15 protein-coding genes are annotated in these 14363 nt (G+C 72.1%); 11 read left to right on the forward strand and 4 right to left on the reverse strand.

The features are described 5' to 3' along the window. Window positions 1-15 precede the first annotated feature (15 nt). Window positions 16-843, reverse strand: coding sequence for an ABC transporter permease (locus tag ACE3QY_RS05160; protein WP_374454940.1), 828 nt, complete (start codon window positions 841-843; stop codon window positions 16-18). After that, on the reverse strand, window positions 840-1862 hold the full coding sequence (locus tag ACE3QY_RS05165) for an ATP-binding cassette domain-containing protein (protein ID WP_374454941.1): 1023 nt from the start codon (window positions 1860-1862) through the stop codon (window positions 840-842). Before ACE3QY_RS05165 ends, ACE3QY_RS05160 begins: the two co-directional genes overlap by 4 nt. Before the next feature lie 84 nt (window positions 1863-1946). Between ACE3QY_RS05165 and ACE3QY_RS05170 the strand changes: the two genes are divergently transcribed. Beyond that, complete coding sequence (locus ACE3QY_RS05170) at window positions 1947-4547, forward strand: DEAD/DEAH box helicase (RefSeq protein ID WP_374454942.1); 2601 nt, start codon at window positions 1947-1949, stop codon at window positions 4545-4547. 24 nt (window positions 4548-4571) lie between these two features. Here ACE3QY_RS05170 and ACE3QY_RS05175 read toward each other — a convergent pair whose 3' ends face one another. After that, window positions 4572-5054 carry a gluconokinase gene (locus ACE3QY_RS05175; protein WP_374454943.1) on the reverse strand — a complete coding sequence of 161 codons (483 nt, stop codon included), beginning with the start codon at window positions 5052-5054 and terminating at the stop codon, window positions 4572-4574. 69 nt (window positions 5055-5123) lie between these two features. Between ACE3QY_RS05175 and ACE3QY_RS05180 the strand changes: the two genes are divergently transcribed. Continuing rightward, window positions 5124-5810 (forward strand): FadR/GntR family transcriptional regulator, encoded by a 687-nt coding sequence (locus ACE3QY_RS05180; RefSeq protein ID WP_374454944.1) that lies wholly within the window; start codon window positions 5124-5126, stop codon window positions 5808-5810. Between the two features lie 2 nt (window positions 5811-5812). Here ACE3QY_RS05180 and ACE3QY_RS05185 read toward each other — a convergent pair whose 3' ends face one another. Continuing rightward, window positions 5813-7207, reverse strand: a complete 1395-nt coding sequence (locus ACE3QY_RS05185) for a GntP family permease (protein WP_374454945.1) — start codon at window positions 7205-7207, stop codon at window positions 5813-5815. A 481-nt stretch (window positions 7208-7688) separates the two neighbouring features. Here ACE3QY_RS05185 and ACE3QY_RS05190 point away from each other — a divergent pair, with 481 nt between their 5' ends. The 9 genes from ACE3QY_RS05190 (at window position 7689) to ACE3QY_RS05230 (ending at window position 14358) form a co-directional block, all read left to right on the forward strand. After that, the gene (locus ACE3QY_RS05190) at window positions 7689-8606 is read left to right on the forward strand and encodes a ParA family protein (RefSeq protein ID WP_374454946.1); all 918 of its coding nucleotides are present in this window, start codon (window positions 7689-7691) and stop codon (window positions 8604-8606) included. After that, on the forward strand, window positions 8591-8947 hold the full coding sequence (locus tag ACE3QY_RS05195) for a hypothetical protein (protein ID WP_374454947.1): 357 nt from the start codon (window positions 8591-8593) through the stop codon (window positions 8945-8947). Before ACE3QY_RS05190 ends, ACE3QY_RS05195 begins: the two co-directional genes overlap by 16 nt. Continuing rightward, the gene (locus ACE3QY_RS05200; RefSeq protein ID WP_374454948.1) at window positions 8944-9855 is read left to right on the forward strand and encodes a ScpA family protein; all 912 of its coding nucleotides are present in this window, start codon (window positions 8944-8946) and stop codon (window positions 9853-9855) included. The genes ACE3QY_RS05195 and ACE3QY_RS05200 overlap by 4 nt, the downstream gene beginning before the upstream one ends. 101 nt (window positions 9856-9956) lie before the next feature. Next, window positions 9957-10682: an SMC-Scp complex subunit ScpB gene (gene scpB / locus ACE3QY_RS05205; RefSeq protein WP_374455543.1), complete on the forward strand. Its 726-nt coding sequence runs from the start codon at window positions 9957-9959 to the stop codon at window positions 10680-10682. A 55-nt stretch (window positions 10683-10737) separates the two neighbouring features. Further along, window positions 10738-11541 carry a pseudouridine synthase gene (locus ACE3QY_RS05210; protein WP_374454949.1) on the forward strand — a complete coding sequence of 268 codons (804 nt, stop codon included), beginning with the start codon at window positions 10738-10740 and terminating at the stop codon, window positions 11539-11541. A 33-nt stretch (window positions 11542-11574) separates the two neighbouring features. After that, window positions 11575-12390, forward strand: a complete 816-nt coding sequence (locus tag ACE3QY_RS05215) for a helix-turn-helix domain-containing protein (RefSeq protein ID WP_374454950.1) — start codon at window positions 11575-11577, stop codon at window positions 12388-12390. A gap of 42 nt (window positions 12391-12432) precedes the next feature. Beyond that, window positions 12433-12834 (forward strand): VOC family protein, encoded by a 402-nt coding sequence (locus ACE3QY_RS05220; RefSeq protein ID WP_374454951.1) that lies wholly within the window; start codon window positions 12433-12435, stop codon window positions 12832-12834. A 56-nt stretch (window positions 12835-12890) separates the two neighbouring features. Next, window positions 12891-13268, forward strand: a complete 378-nt coding sequence (aroH, locus tag ACE3QY_RS05225; protein ID WP_374454952.1) for a chorismate mutase — start codon at window positions 12891-12893, stop codon at window positions 13266-13268. Then, window positions 13261-14358, forward strand: coding sequence for a prephenate dehydrogenase (locus ACE3QY_RS05230; RefSeq protein WP_374454953.1), 1098 nt, complete (start codon window positions 13261-13263; stop codon window positions 14356-14358). The genes aroH and ACE3QY_RS05230 overlap by 8 nt, the downstream gene beginning before the upstream one ends. Window positions 14359-14363 lie beyond the last annotated feature (5 nt).

Consider the following 14363-nt stretch of genomic DNA (forward strand, 5'->3'; position numbering starts at 1 on the left):
GGTCCGGAGGGTCGGTCACATCTTCCGGTTGAACGCCCGCACGGACAGCGGCGCGAACACCGCGATCACGACCGCGCAGCCCAGCAGGGCCCAGCCGACGTTGCCGGTGAGGGCGCCGTCGTTGGCCAGGTCGCGGATCGCGGTGATGACCAGTGACACCGGGTTGACCTCGGCGAACGCCCGCAGCGGGCCGGGCATCGTGTCGGTGGGCACGAAGGCGTTGGACAGGAACGTCAGCGGGAACATCACCAGCAGCGAGATGCCCTGCACGGCCTGGGCGTTGCGCCCGACGATGCCGAAGAGGGTGAAGATCCATGCCAGCGACCAGCCGGCGAGCATCGCGAGCAGGATCGCACCGCCCACCCCGAGGACGCCCCCGCCGGGGCGGTAGCCGATCGCGATGCCGACGGCGAAAGTCAGCGCAGAGGCGATGAAGTAGCGCAGCAGGTCGGCGACCATCGGTCCGGCCAGCGGGGCGATCCGCGCGATCGGCAGCACCTTGAAGCGGTCGAAGACGCCGGTGTCCATGTCCGTGCGGAGCTGGACGCCGGTCGCGACGCACGCCGTGAGCACGGTCTGGCCGATCAGTCCGGGGATGATCAGCGGCAGGTAGCTGCCGACGTCGCCGGAGATCGCGCCGCCGAAGATGTAGGCGAACATGCCGGTGAAGATCAGCGGCTGGATGGTGACGTCGAACATCACCTCCATGCTGCGGCGCATCTTCATCGTCGCCCGCCACGCCAGGGTGAGCGTCTGGCTCAGGGTGTCGGCGAGGCCGACCCGCGGCGGGATCTCGACGTCGGCGGGGTCGGTCACGGTCAGGCCCGCGGTCAGTGCAGTCATCGGGAGGCCTCCATCAGCGCAGGGGAGTCGGTGCCGGCGGTGTCGTCCGCCGAGTGGTCCTGGGTGTCGTGGCCGGTCAGCGCCAGGAAGACCTCGTCGAGGGAGGGCTTCTGGACGGTGACCGACTCGATGGCGACGCCGCGGTCGCGCAGGGCGACCAGCACGTCGACGGACTGGTCGGTCCGCGTGAGCGGGACGTTGACCCGGCGGGCCTCGGGGGAGGGGACCGCCTCCTCGCCGATCAACCGGCGGACCTCCTCGGCCACGACCTGGACGTCGGCGGGGTCGGCGACCTGCAGCTGGAGCGTCGACTGGCCGACCGACGACTTCAGCTGGTCCGCCGTGCCCTCGGCGACCTTCCGACCGCGGTCGATGACCGCGATCCGGTCGGCGAGCTGGTCGGCCTCGTCGAGGTACTGCGTGGTCAGCAGCACCGTGCAGCCCGAGCGCACCAGGTCGCGGATGGTCTCCCACATCTGCCCGCGGGTGCGCGGGTCGAGGCCCGTGGTCGGCTCGTCGAGGAAGATCAGCGGTGGGCGGGTGAGCAGGCTGGCGGCCAGGTCGAGCCGCCGGCGCATGCCGCCGGAGAAGGCCGAGATCGGCTTGGTGGCCGCCTCGGTGAGGTCGAACTGCTCGAGCAGCTCGGCGCCGCGGGTGCGGGCGTCGGTGCGGGACATGCCCTGGAGTCGGGCGAACAGCCAGAGGTTCTCGGTGGCGGTGAGGTTCTCGTCGACGGAGGCGTACTGCCCGGTGACGCCGAGGAGACGGCGTACGGCATGGGGCTCGGCCCGCACGTCGTGCCCGAAGATCTCGGCCTCGCCCGCGTCGATGTGCAGAAGGGTCGCGAGCATCCGGAGCATCGTCGTCTTGCCGGCGCCGTTGGGCCCGAGGACGCCGAAGACCTCGCCGCGGTGCACCTCGAGGTCGATGCCGTCGACGGCGCGCTGGTCGCCGAACTGCTTGACGAGGCCCGTCGCCCGTACGGCGGGCTCCCGGACTGGGTGGTTGTCAGTGGTCATGCCGGCAAGCCTGCGGGCGCCCGGTTTCACCGCGGTTGCGCGGCGCCTTCGCCGGTGAAACCCGCGGATGGTTGGATCGGGCGCATGCCGGACCACGTCGCACGCCTCGACACCCGCGTGCCCACCGGTGCGGATCCCGACGCGGTGTACGACGCCTACACCGGGTGGGTGGCCGACCAGGGCCTCGAGCTCTACCCGCACCAGGACGAGGCCGTCATCGAGCTGCTCGGCGGCAACCACGTGATCCTCGCGACCCCGACGGGGTCGGGGAAGTCGATGGTCGCGATCGGCGCGCACGTCGCGGCGCTGGCACGCGACGAGGTGAGCTTCTACACCGCGCCGATCAAGGCGCTGGTCAGCGAGAAGTTCTTCGCCCTGATCGAGGTCTTCGGCGCCGACAACGTCGGAATGCTCACCGGCGACGCGGCCGTGAACCCCGACGCGCCGATCATCTGCTGCACCGCCGAGGTGCTGGCCAACATCGCGTTGCGCGAGGGCCGCGGCGCCGACGTCGGGCTCGTCGTGATGGACGAGTTCCACTTCTACGCAGAGCACGACCGCGGCTGGGCCTGGCAGGTGCCCCTCATCGAGCTGGTCGACGCGCAGTTCCTGCTGATGTCGGCGACCCTCGGCGACGTCTCGTTCTTCGTCGAGGACCTGCAGCGTCGCACCGGACGTGACACCGCGGTCGTCGACGACGCCGAGCGGCCCGTCCCGCTGAGCTTCCGCTGGTCGATGGAGCCGCTGGACGACACGCTCGAGGAGCTGGTCGCCACCGGCCAGGACCCGGTGTACGTCGTCCACTTCACGCAGGCTGCGGCCGTCGAGCACGCCACCAACCTGCTCAGGCACCCGCCGAAGAAGGTCGACAAGGACGCCATCGCCGAGCGGATCGGCGCCTTCCGCTTCGGCGCCGGCTTCGGCAAGACGCTGTCGCGGCTGGTGCGCAACGGCATCGGCGTGCACCACGCCGGCATGCTGCCGAAGTACCGCCGGCTCGTGGAGACCCTTGCCCAGGCCGGACTGCTGCGGGTCATCTGCGGCACCGACACCCTGGGGGTCGGGATCAATGTCCCGATCCGGACGGTGCTCTTCACCGGGCTGGCCAAGTTCGACGGCAACCGCCAGCGGGTGCTCCGGACACGGGAGTTCCAGCAGATCGCCGGCCGGGCCGGGCGGGCGGGCTTCGACACGGCCGGCTACGTCGTCGTACAGGCTCCGGAGCACGTGATCGAGAACGAGCAGGCCAAGGCCAAGGCCGCGGCGCGCGTGGCCGCCGGGAAGAAGAAGTCCAAGGCGCAGCTGAAGAAGCCGCCAGAGGGCACGGTGGTGTGGACCGAGCAGACCTTCGACAAGCTCGTGGCTGGGGCGCCCGAGCGGCTGGCGAGCCGGATGAAGGTCGACAACGCGATGCTGGTCAACGTCGTGTCCCGCGAGGAGGACGCGTTCGCGGTGATGCGGCGGCTGCTGACCGACAACCACGAGGACCGCCGCCAGCAGCTGCGCCTGGCGCGCCGCGCGCTGCGGCTCTCGCGGTCGCTGGTGCGCACCGGCATCGTCACCCGGCTCGACGAGGTGGACTCCTTCGGCCGCCGCTACGTGCTCGGCGCCGACGTCCCCGACGACTTCGCGCTCAACCAGCCGCTGGCCCACTTCGCTCTCGCCGCCTTCGACGTGCTCGACCCCGAGTCCGAGACCTACGGTCTCGACGTCGTCTCCGTCGTGGAGGCGGTCCTCGAGGCGCCGCGCCAGATCCTGATGGCCCAGCAGCACGCCGCCCGTGGCGAGGCCATCGGCGAGATGAAGGCCGACGGCCTGGAGTACGACGAGCGGATGGCGCTGCTGGAGGAGATCACCTGGCCGCAGCCGCTGCGCGAGCTCCTCGAGGCCCTCTACGAGACCTACCGGCAGACCCACCCGTGGCTCCCCGAGGACGCGCTCGGCCCGAAGTCGGTCGTGCGCGAGATGTGGGAGCACGGGATGGGCTTCACCGACTTCGTCGGCCGCTACCAGCTCGCTCGCTCGGAGGGCCTGGTGCTGCGCTACCTCACCGACGCCTACCGCACCCTGCGCCAGACCGTCCCGGAGGCGCACCGCGCCCCGGAGGTCGAGGACGTCATCGAGTGGCTGGGGGAGACCGTCCGCCAGACCGACTCCTCGCTGCTCGACGAGTGGGAGGCGCTGTCGGACCCCGACCACGCCTCGTCGGCCGTCGCGCACCACGAGCCGCCCCCGCCGCCGCGGCCGCTGTCGAAGCAGGAGCGACCGTTCCGCGTGATGGTGCGCAACGCGATGTGGGCCCGCGTGGAGGCTTTCGCGCGCGACGACCTCGACACGCTCGTACGCCTCGAGCGGGCGGCCGCCGACCGCACCGACCCGCCGCGGGACGTCGTCGTGGGGCGCTCGGTGTGGGACGCGGCCCTCGAGGACTACTACGCGGACCACGACACGGTGCTCACCGACGCCGACGCCCGCGGCCCCGACCTGCTGCTGGTGGGTGAGGAGCGCACCGGTGAGCCCGTCGGCGTCGAGGAGGGCACGACCGCGCGCGTGCGTGACGTACGCCAGACCCTCCACGACCCCGCCGGCGACCACGACTGGGTCATCGAGGCGGTCGTGGACTGCGACGCGACCGACGAGGCCGGGGAGCTGGTGCTCGCCACGCGGGCGGTGCGCCGCCTGTGACCGCGCCGGGGGACCAGCTCCTGGTCAGCGGCTGACCACGTCGACCACCGACCGGACCACGTCCTCGACCGGCTCGGAGACGTCGAACACCTCACCGGCTTCGTCCGCCCGGAGCGGCTCGAGGGTGTCGAACTGGGACTGAAGCAGCGAGGGTGGCATGAAGTGCTCACGCGACTCCATCCGCTGCAGGAGCAGCTCGAACGGCGCGGCGAGGTGCACGAAGAAGACCGAGCCGTCCGGCACCCCCGCACGAAGCACGTCGCGGTAGGACCGCTTGAGGGCGGAGCAGGTGAGCACGCTCGAGATGCCGTCGGCGTGGTGGAAGGCGAGCAACCGGCCCAGCACCTCCAGCCATGGCTGGCGGTCGTCGTCGTCGAGGGGGACCCCGGCGGACATCTTGGCGATGTTGGCGGCCGGGTGGAGGCTGTCGCCCTCGATGAAGCGCCACCCGAAGTGCTCGGCGAGCTCGGTGGCGACCGTGGTCTTGCCGGTGCCCGAGACCCCCATCACCACCAGGTGGCGCGGTGCGTCACCGGGTCCGCTGCGACGCCCCGGGGCAGAGCTAGTCTGCTCGTCGTGTCGACCGCCCACAGCACCGTGCTCGCAGAGCTGGGCCCCCGGATCGTCCGCGGGGACCTGCCCGTGGACGCCGTGATCACCCTGGAGTGGCTCGGTGAGGCCTACGGCGTCTCGCGCACCGTGGCGCGCGAGGTGGTGCAGGTGCTGGTCTCGATGGGACTGGTGGAGAGCCGGCGCCGCACCGGCGTGCGGATCCTGCCGCGCGAGCGGTGGGACGACTTCGACCCTGCCGTGATCAGGTGGCGGCTCGACGGCGCCGACCGGGTGTCCCACCTCCACCAGCTGGCCGAGCTGCGCGCCGCCGTCGAACCCGCGTCGGCGGCCCTCGCGGCCGTGCACGCCGACGACGCGCAACGGTCCGAGATCGTGCGGATCGCCGAGGAGATGGAGGGCTCCGGCGCCGCGGGGGACCTCCGGACCTTCCTCGAGCAGGACATCGCCTTCCACCGCCTGCTGCTGCGGGCGTCGGGCAACGTGATGTTCGCCCGGCTCGGCGACGTGGTGGAGGAGGTGCTGCGCGGGCGGACCGACCACCACCTGATGCCTCCCGAGCCCAAGCGCGAGGCGCGGCGGCTGCACCAGGTCGTGGCGGAGGCGGTCGCCGGAGGCGAGGCCGAGGTGGCTCGCTTCGCGATGACCGCGATCTGTGCGGAGGTCGTCTCCGACCTCGGCCACGCCCCCTGACCTCACAGCAGCCCAGCCACCGGCCACAGCAGTGCGGCGATCGCGAACGCGCACACGCCGAGGGTGGTCTCCATGACCGTCCACGTCTTCAGCGTGGTCTTCTCGTCCATCCCGAAGAACCGGCTGACGAGCCAGAAGCCCGAGTCGTTGACGTGGGAGAGCACGGTGGAGCCTGCGGCGATCGCGACGACGAGCAGGGTGAGCTCGACGTTGCCGAGCCCTCCCGCCTGACCGGCGATCAGTCCGGCGGTCGTGGTCAGCGCGACCGTCGCCGAGCCCTGGGCGACGCGCAGCGCGGTGGCGATCAGGAAGGCCTGCAGCAGGAGGGGGAGCCCCAGGTCGGAGAGCGAGGAGGTGAGGGCGTCGCCGATGCCGCTGGTGCGCAGCACGCCGCCGAACATCCCGCCCGCGCCGGTGATCAGGATGATCGAGCAGATCGGACCCAGCGACTGGTCGAGCACCTCCATGGTGTGCGACAGGGAGCCCGTACGGCGTCCGAGCACGGCGATCGCGACGAGCAGGCTGACGAGGAGGGCGACGGGCGTGTTGCCGAGCAGCTGGAGGAGCTCCACCCAGGTCTGCCCCTCGGCCAGCCTGCCGCTGGTGACCAGCGTGGTGAGCACGGTGTTGAACGAGATCAGGACCAGCGGCACCAGGAGCAGGCCGAGGACCGTGCCGAAGGCGGGCGGAGTCGCGGCAGGACGGTCGGGGTCGGTGCCGCCGTCCATCTCGCCGAAGAGCAGTGCGGGCACCGGCACGTCGTAGCGGCGACCCAGGACGCGCGAGACGAGGTAGACGCCGACGTACCAGGCGACGACCGCCACGGGCACGCCGATGAGCAGGACGACACCGATGTCGGCGCCCAGGGCGGTGCCGGCGGCGACGGGGCCGGGGTGCGGCGGGACGATCGCGTGCATCGCGGCGAAGGCGCCGGCAGCCGGGAGGGCGTAGAAGAGGACCGAGCCGCCGAAGCGCCGGGCGACGGTGAGGATGATGGGCAGGAAGACCACCAGGCCGGCGTCGAAGAAGATGGGGAAGCCGAAGATGAGGGCGGCGACACCCAGTGCGAAGGGGGCGCGCTGCTCGCCGAACCGGTTGATCAGGCTGTCGGCGAGCACCTGGGCACCGCCGGTCACCTCGAGCAGGCGACCGAGCATCACCCCGAAGCCGACGAGCAGGGCGACGGAGCCCAGTGTCGTGCCGAATCCTGCCAGGAGGGCCGCCGGCACGTCGGCGACCGGGATGCCGGCGGCGACGGCGGTGAGCAGGCTGACCAGCACCAGGGTGATGAAGGCGTGCAGCCGCACCTTCATCACCAGGAACAGCAGCAGGGCCACGGCGGCCGCGGCGATCAGCAGGAGGACGGGCGTGCTGTACGCCGGTTCGAGGTTTTCCATGCGGGGGCTCCCTGAGGGGGTCGTTGTGAGCGTCGTCACAGGTCCCAGGCATCCTCGCCGAAAGGTACTACCTTTCGCAACTCCCACGCGGCGCGGACCGCGTGGAGGGCCACGTGGACGATGCACAGACTTGTGCACAGGGGCGACCTGCCTGTGCACGCGAGGCGGGCGGCGTGCACAGATTCGTGCGGCTGCCTGTGGGACTGCCGGACGGTGTTGTTGGTGCTCCCGCGGGGGTCCTAGAGTCGCGCGAGGTCGTTCCCGGAACTGTCGACGTGTCGACAAAGCTCAGGGCCCTCGACGTGATCCAATCGAAGCCAGTCGACGCGAAGGAGCTGACATGAGTGGTGCGGGATTCCCAGGTCCGGGAAGCTCCGGGAGCAGTGCCCCCGAGATGCCGCCCCTGGGCCGACCACCGGTCCCGCACGCCCCGGTTCCTTCCCCCGCGCCGAGCCAGACTTCCCCCCGAGACGAGCACACCGTGACCCAGCCGATCCCGTTCGAGCGTCCCGTCGTCGAGGACACCCTCGACGTCGCGACCACCACCACGGCCGACGCGCCGCTCGGTCCGACGGGTCGCCCGATGCCGGTCTTCCCCGAGCCGCGTGCGCTCACCGAGCACGGTGGCGCGCGGGTGATCTCGATGTGCAACCAGAAGGGTGGCGTCGGCAAGACCACCACCACGATCAACCTCGGCGCGTCGCTGGCCGAGTTCGGGCGCAAGGTCCTGCTCGTCGACTTCGACCCGCAGGGCTCGCTCTCCGTCGGCCTGGGGCTCAACCCCCACGAGATGGACTTCACGATCTACAACCTGCTGATGGACCGCGAGACCACGCTCGACGAGGTCGTGGTCCCCTCCGGCATCCCGGGCATGGACCTGCTGCCCTCCAACATCGACCTGTCGGCCGCCGAGGTGCAGCTGGTGCACGAGGTCGCGCGTGAGCAGACCCTGCAGCGGGTGCTCGCCCCCGCGCTCGAGCACTACGACGTGATCCTCATCGACTGCCAGCCCTCGCTCGGCCTGCTGACCGTCAACGCGCTCACCGCCTCCGACGGCGTCATCGTGCCCCTGGAGTGCGAGTACTTCGCGCTGCGCGGCGTGGCCCTGCTCAAGACCACGATCGACAAGGTACGCGAGCGGCTCAACCCCAAGCTCGAGATCGACGGCGTGCTCGGCACGATGTTCGACGGCCGCACCCTCCACAGCCGCGAGGTGATGGAGCGGCTCGTCTCGGCGTGGGGCGAGAAGGTCTTCCACACCGTCATCCGTCGCACGGTGAAGTTCTCCGACGCGACCGTCGCGGGCGAGCCGATCACGTCGTACGCCTCGTCCTCGACGGGTGCCGACGCCTACCGCCAGCTGGCCAAGGAGGTGCTCACCCGGTGGCCCGCCGAGTGAGCATGCCGGCCGCGGACGACCTGTTCCGGCCGACCTCCGACAAGGTCGCGGAGCCGGCGCCGGACCAGCGTCCCCGCCGCGTCCGCGCGGTCGCCGACGACGACGCGGAGCCGACGCCCAAGAAGCCCAGCGGCCGCGTCCGGCACGACGAGAAGATGACCGTCTACGTCACCGCCGACGAGCTGCTCGACATCGAGCACGCCCGGCTGACGCTGCGCCGTGAGCACGGCCTCGCCGTCGACCGCGGCCGCCTCGTGCGTGAGGCGCTGGCGCTCGTGCTCGCCGACCTCGAGACGCAGGGCGCCGACAGCGCGCTGGTCCAGCGGCTGCTGGACGAGTGAGCGCCACGACCCAGTCCGGCCCGGGCCTCGAGCCGGGCAGCGAGGCACCGGCGTTCGCCGTGCGCCTGGACAACTTCGAGGGCCCCTTCGACCTGCTGCTCGGCCTGATCGCCAAGCACAAGCTCGACATCACCGAGGTCGCGCTCTCGCAGGTCACCGACGAGTTCATCGCCCACGTGAAGAACCTCGGCGACGCGTGGGACCTCGAGCAGACCACCTCCTTCCTCGTCGTCGCCGCGACCCTGCTCGACCTCAAGGCCGCGCGCCTGCTGCCGCAGGGCGACGTGGAGGACGAGGAGGACCTCGCGCTGCTCGAGGCACGCGACCTGCTCTTCGCGCGCCTGATGCAGTACCGAGCGTTCAAGCAGGTGGCCTCGGTGTTCGAGGATCGGCTGGCCTCCGAGTCGCGTCGCCACCCGCGCGCCGTCGGGCTCGAGGAGCGGTTCGCGACCTTGCTTCCGGAGGTGCTGATCGGCATCGGGCTCGAGCAGTTCGCCCAGCTGGCGGCCAAGGCGATGGAGCCCAAGCCGGTGCTCGAGGTGTCGCTCCAGCACATCCACGCGGCGAAGGTCAGCGTGCGCGAGCAGGCCCAGGTCGTCGTCGACCGGCTGCGACGCAGCGGCACGATGACCTTCCGCGCGCTCTGCGGCGACTCGCCCGACCGGCTGACGACCGTGGCGCGGTTCCTCTCGCTCCTCGAGCTGTTCCGCGAGGGCGCGGTGTCCTTCGACCAGGTCACGCCGCTCGGCGAGCTCACGGTCCGCTGGACCGGGAGCGAGGACGGCGAGGTGGACATCCACGACGAGTTCGACGGCGCCCCGCCGACGGACGATGATGAAGGCAGCGACGCGTCGTCCAGCGATGCCGTTGCGGACCAGGTGGCCGACGAGCCCCAGGAGGACGAGTGAGCGAGCAGACCCAGGCCGTCGACGAGCCGGTCGAGCAGCCGGTCGAGCAGCCGGTCGACGCACCCGTCGAGACCGAGCAGCCGGCGCCCGAGGCCGACGACGTGGACACCCTGGCGGTGGCCGTCGCCGAGCTGCGCCCGGCGCTGGAGGCCATCTTGATGGTCTCCGACGAGCCGCTCGACAAGGTGCGCCTGGCCTCGGTGGTGGGGCACCCCGTGTCCGACGTCGAGGAGGCGCTCGAGGCGCTGGCCGCGGAGTACGCCGAGCAGGGCCGCGGCTTCGACCTGCGCTCGGTCGCCGGTGGCTGGCGCTTCTACTCCCGGCCGGAGTTCGCCTCGGTGGTGGAGTCGTTCGTGCTCGACGGCCAGCAGGCTCGGCTGACCCAGGCCGCGCTCGAGACGCTGTCGGTGGTGGCCTACAAGCAGCCCGTCTCGCGCGCCCGGGTCTCCGCGATCCGCGGCGTCAACGTCGACGGCGTGATGCGCACGCTGCTGACCCGGGGCCTCGTGGAGGAGGCCGGCCAGGACGAGCAGAGCGGCGCCAACCTCTACTGCACGACCTCCTACTTCCTCGAGCGGATCGGGATCACCTCGCTCGAGGAGCTCCCCGAGCTCGCGCCGTACCTCCCCGACATGGACGACCTGGAGGACGAGCTCGCCAGCGTCGCCGGCCTCGACGCGCCGACGGAGCCCGAGCCGGCCCCGGAAGCGACTCCCGAGCCGACCGCGGAGCCGGCCCCGGAGCCGGCCCCCGGACCTGCGCCCACCCACGCCTCACCGCACAGCGGGTCGGGCACCGAGCCCGACGGCGGCACCGAGATCGCATGACCACCCCACGAAACCACTCGCTCCGCTCACGCTTCCGCAGGGACCCCGAAACCGCATGAAGCCCCACGACGCACCCGACAACGACCAGCCGGCCTCGCAGCGCCCCGACACCGACGAGGACGGCCTGATCCGCCTGCAGAAGCTGCTCGCCCAGTCCGGCGTGGCCAGCCGGCGCAAGTGCGAGGAGCTGATGCTCGACGGCCTCGTGGAGGTCGACGGCGAGGTCGTCACCCGGCTCGGCACGAAGGTCGACCCGCGCACCGCGTTGATCCGCGTGGACGGCAAGCGGCTGCCGCCGATCAGCGACAAGGTCTACCTCCTGCTCAACAAGCCACGGGGCGTCGTCTCGACCATGAGCGACCCCGAGGGCCGTCGCACGCTCGGCGACCTGGTGGCTGACCGGCCGGAGCGGCTCTTCCACGTCGGGCGGCTCGACACCGACACCGAGGGCCTGATCATCCTCACCAACGACGGCGACTTCGCCCAGCACCTCGCACACCCCTCGCACGAGGTCGACAAGACCTACGTCGCGGAGGTGGAGGGCGAGGTGCACGTGCGGACCATCCGGGAGCTGCTGGCCGGCGTCACCCTCGACGACGGCCCGGTCACGGTCAGCAGCGCCCGGGTCGTCGGTGGCGACCCGCGCCGCGAGGGCAGCAATCGCTCGATCGTGGAGCTCACCATCCACGAGGGCCGCAACCGCATCGTGCGGCGACTCCTCGACCACGTCGGACACCCGGTGCGCCGGCTGACCCGGACCGCGATCGGCCCGCTCACGCTCGCCCGGCTGCGGTCGGGGGAGATGCGCGAGCTGACCGTCGCCGAGCTCGGCGAGCTGATGGACAGCGCGCAGCTCTGACCGCACGTCGGAGCACGCGCCTAGGGTGACCGCATGGCCACCGTGCACCCCGCGCTGGCGCCCTACGTCCGCTCGATCGTGGTGTACGACATCGCGTTCGGCGGGCCGGGCGTGCACATCGGGATGCCCTCCACCGGCGTGACGTTCGTGCTGCCGCTCGACGAGCCGCTCGCGGTGGCGTGGGACGGCGCGCCACAGACCGTCAGCGTCGGCTGGTCCTCGGTCTCCGGGCTGCACACCACGGCCGCCGCGGTCCACCACGGCGACCACCAGCGCGGCATCCAGCTGAGCCTCACCCCGGTGGGCGCCCGTGCGCTGTGGGGAGTCCCCGCGGGTGCGCTCGCGGGTGAGCTGCTCGACCTCGACGCGGTCGACACGGGTCTGGCCGACCTGCCCGAGCGCCTGTCCGGCGAGGCTTCCTGGGACGCGCGCCTCGCCGTGCTCGACCACGCCCTCCTCGATTCGCTGCGCCGCCACGGGACGCCGGTCGTGCGGCCGGAGGTCGGAAGGGCGATGGCGCTGCTGACCCGCGGCGTGCCCGTCGCGGTCGCGGCCGACGACGTCGGCTACAGCCGGCGCCGGCTCAGCACGCTGGTCCACGACGAGGTCGGCGTCACTCCCAAGACCTATCAGCGACTCGCCCGCTTCGCCGACGCCCACGGCCGGCTGCGTCGGGCGGCCCTCGACGGTGACGTCTCGGTCGCCCGGGTGGCAGCCGAGAGCGGCTACGCCGACCAGGCGCACCTCGCCCGGGACTGGTCCGGCTTCGCCGGGTGCAGCCCGACCGAGTGGCTGCGGCGGGAGTTCCCCATCGTCCAAGCCACCGAGCACGGTGGCGGGGGAGCCTGAAGCCCGGCGGCCGGACCAGCCGCCGGGACGAGGAGGATCACCATGCCCGACACGACGGACGTCTCCGGAACGACGCTGTGGCACACGTTCTCGGTGCGTGATGCCGAGGCGATGACCGCCTGGCTGCGTGCCGTGGGCTTCACCGAGCACGCGACCTACCGAGACGAGGCGGACCCCTCTGTGGTCGTGCACGCAGAGTGGGCCTGGCCGGGTGGAGGCGGGATCATGTTCGGCACCGAGCGGCCGGACTCCGCGATCGCCGGCACCGGCCCGGCAGCGGCGTACCTCGTCACCCCGGATCCCGACGCCGCCTTCGACGCTGCGGTCGCCGCCGGCGCCACCGTCGTGCGACCGATGGTCGACCAGGACTACGGCGGTCGCGGCGGCAGCGTGACCGACCCCGAGGGCAACCACTGGTCGTTCGGGGACTACCAGCCCGCCTGACCTCGCCAGCCGAGACGGCCGGTGGGGGAGGGGGTGCCCTGTCCTAGGGTTCTCCCGTGGCAGTGAGGGCAGTACGAGGCGCGACCCAGCTCGACGAGGACACCCGGGAGCACATGCTCGACCGGGTCGCCGAGCTCGTCACCGACGTGATGTCGGCCAACGACCTCGCGGTCGACGACTTCATCTCGATCATCTTCACCGCGACCAGCGACCTGACCAGCGAGTTCCCGGCGTACGCCGCCCGCCAGCTGGGCTTCTCCGACGTGCCGCTGGTCTGCGCGCGCGAGCTCGAGATCGAGGGGTCGATGCCGCGCGTGGTGCGGCTGATGGCGCACGTCGAGACCGACCTGCCCCGCTCCGATGTCACCCACGTCTACCTCCACGGCGCGGCCAACCTGCGGCGGGACCTGGCGCGGACGACGAGCCATGACTGACCCCCACCCCGGGGACGCCCTCCCAGCCCTCACCGGGCCGGTCGAGGTCGTCGGCGCGGGCCTGATCGGGACGTCCATCGCGCTCGTGTGCCGGCGGCTCGGCCTCGACGTGGTGCTGCGCGACACCTCCGAGGAGAACATCCGCACCGCCACCGGCCTCGGTGCCGGTCGGGCTGTCACGCCCGCGGACCGGCCGCAGCTCGTCGTGGTCGCCGTCCCGCCCGTGGCGATCCCCGACGCGATCGTCGCTGCGCTCGGACGCTCCGACGCCGTCGTGACTGATGTCGGGAGCGTCAAGGCCGCGCCGCTGGAGGCAGTGGCCGCGCGGGTGCGTGCGGCCGACCTGGCCCGCTACGTCGGCTCGCACCCGATGGCCGGCAGCGAGCGCTCCGGGCCGCTCGCGGCGAGCGCGGCGCTCTTCGACGGCCGTCCGTGGGCGGTGACGCCCCACCCGGGTGCCCCCGAGAGCGTGGTCGGCCTCGTGGAGGCCCTCGTCCTGGAGTGCGGCGCGGCGCCCCTGCGGATGGCGCCCGACGAGCACGACCGTGCCGTCGCCCGTACGTCGCACCTGCCGCACCTCGCCGCGGTCCTCGTCGCCGGGCGCCTCGCCACGGCCCCGCCCGAGCACCTCGCGCTGTCGGGCCAGGGCGTGCGCGACGTGACGCGGGTCGCGGCCAGCGACCCCGCCCTGTGGCAGCAGATCCTCGAGGCCAACTCAGAGGCGGTGCTGGACCTCCTCGCCGAGGTGCGCGCTGATCTCGACGCGCTGATGACCGCGGTCGCGGCTGACGCGGGGCCGGACCTGGTCGAGATCCTGGTCCGGGGCAACGACGGCACCGCCGCGATCCCCGGCAAGCACGGCGGACCGGCGCGGCCCACCCGGTCGGTCTTCGTCTCGGTGCCCGACCACCCGGGCGAGCTCGCCCGCCTCTTCGGCGACGCCGGCGAGGTCGGGGTCAACATCGAGGACGTCCACATCGACCACGACCCCGGCCGGCCGGTGGGCCTCACCGAGCTGGTGGTCGAGCAGAACAGCGCCGAGCGCCTCCTGGCCGCTCTCGAATCCCGCGGGTGGACGACCCACCGGTAATCTTC

The sequence above is a fragment of the Nocardioides sp. genome, from assembly GCF_041913365.1.
Lineage (GTDB): Bacteria > Actinomycetota > Actinomycetes > Propionibacteriales > Nocardioidaceae > Nocardioides.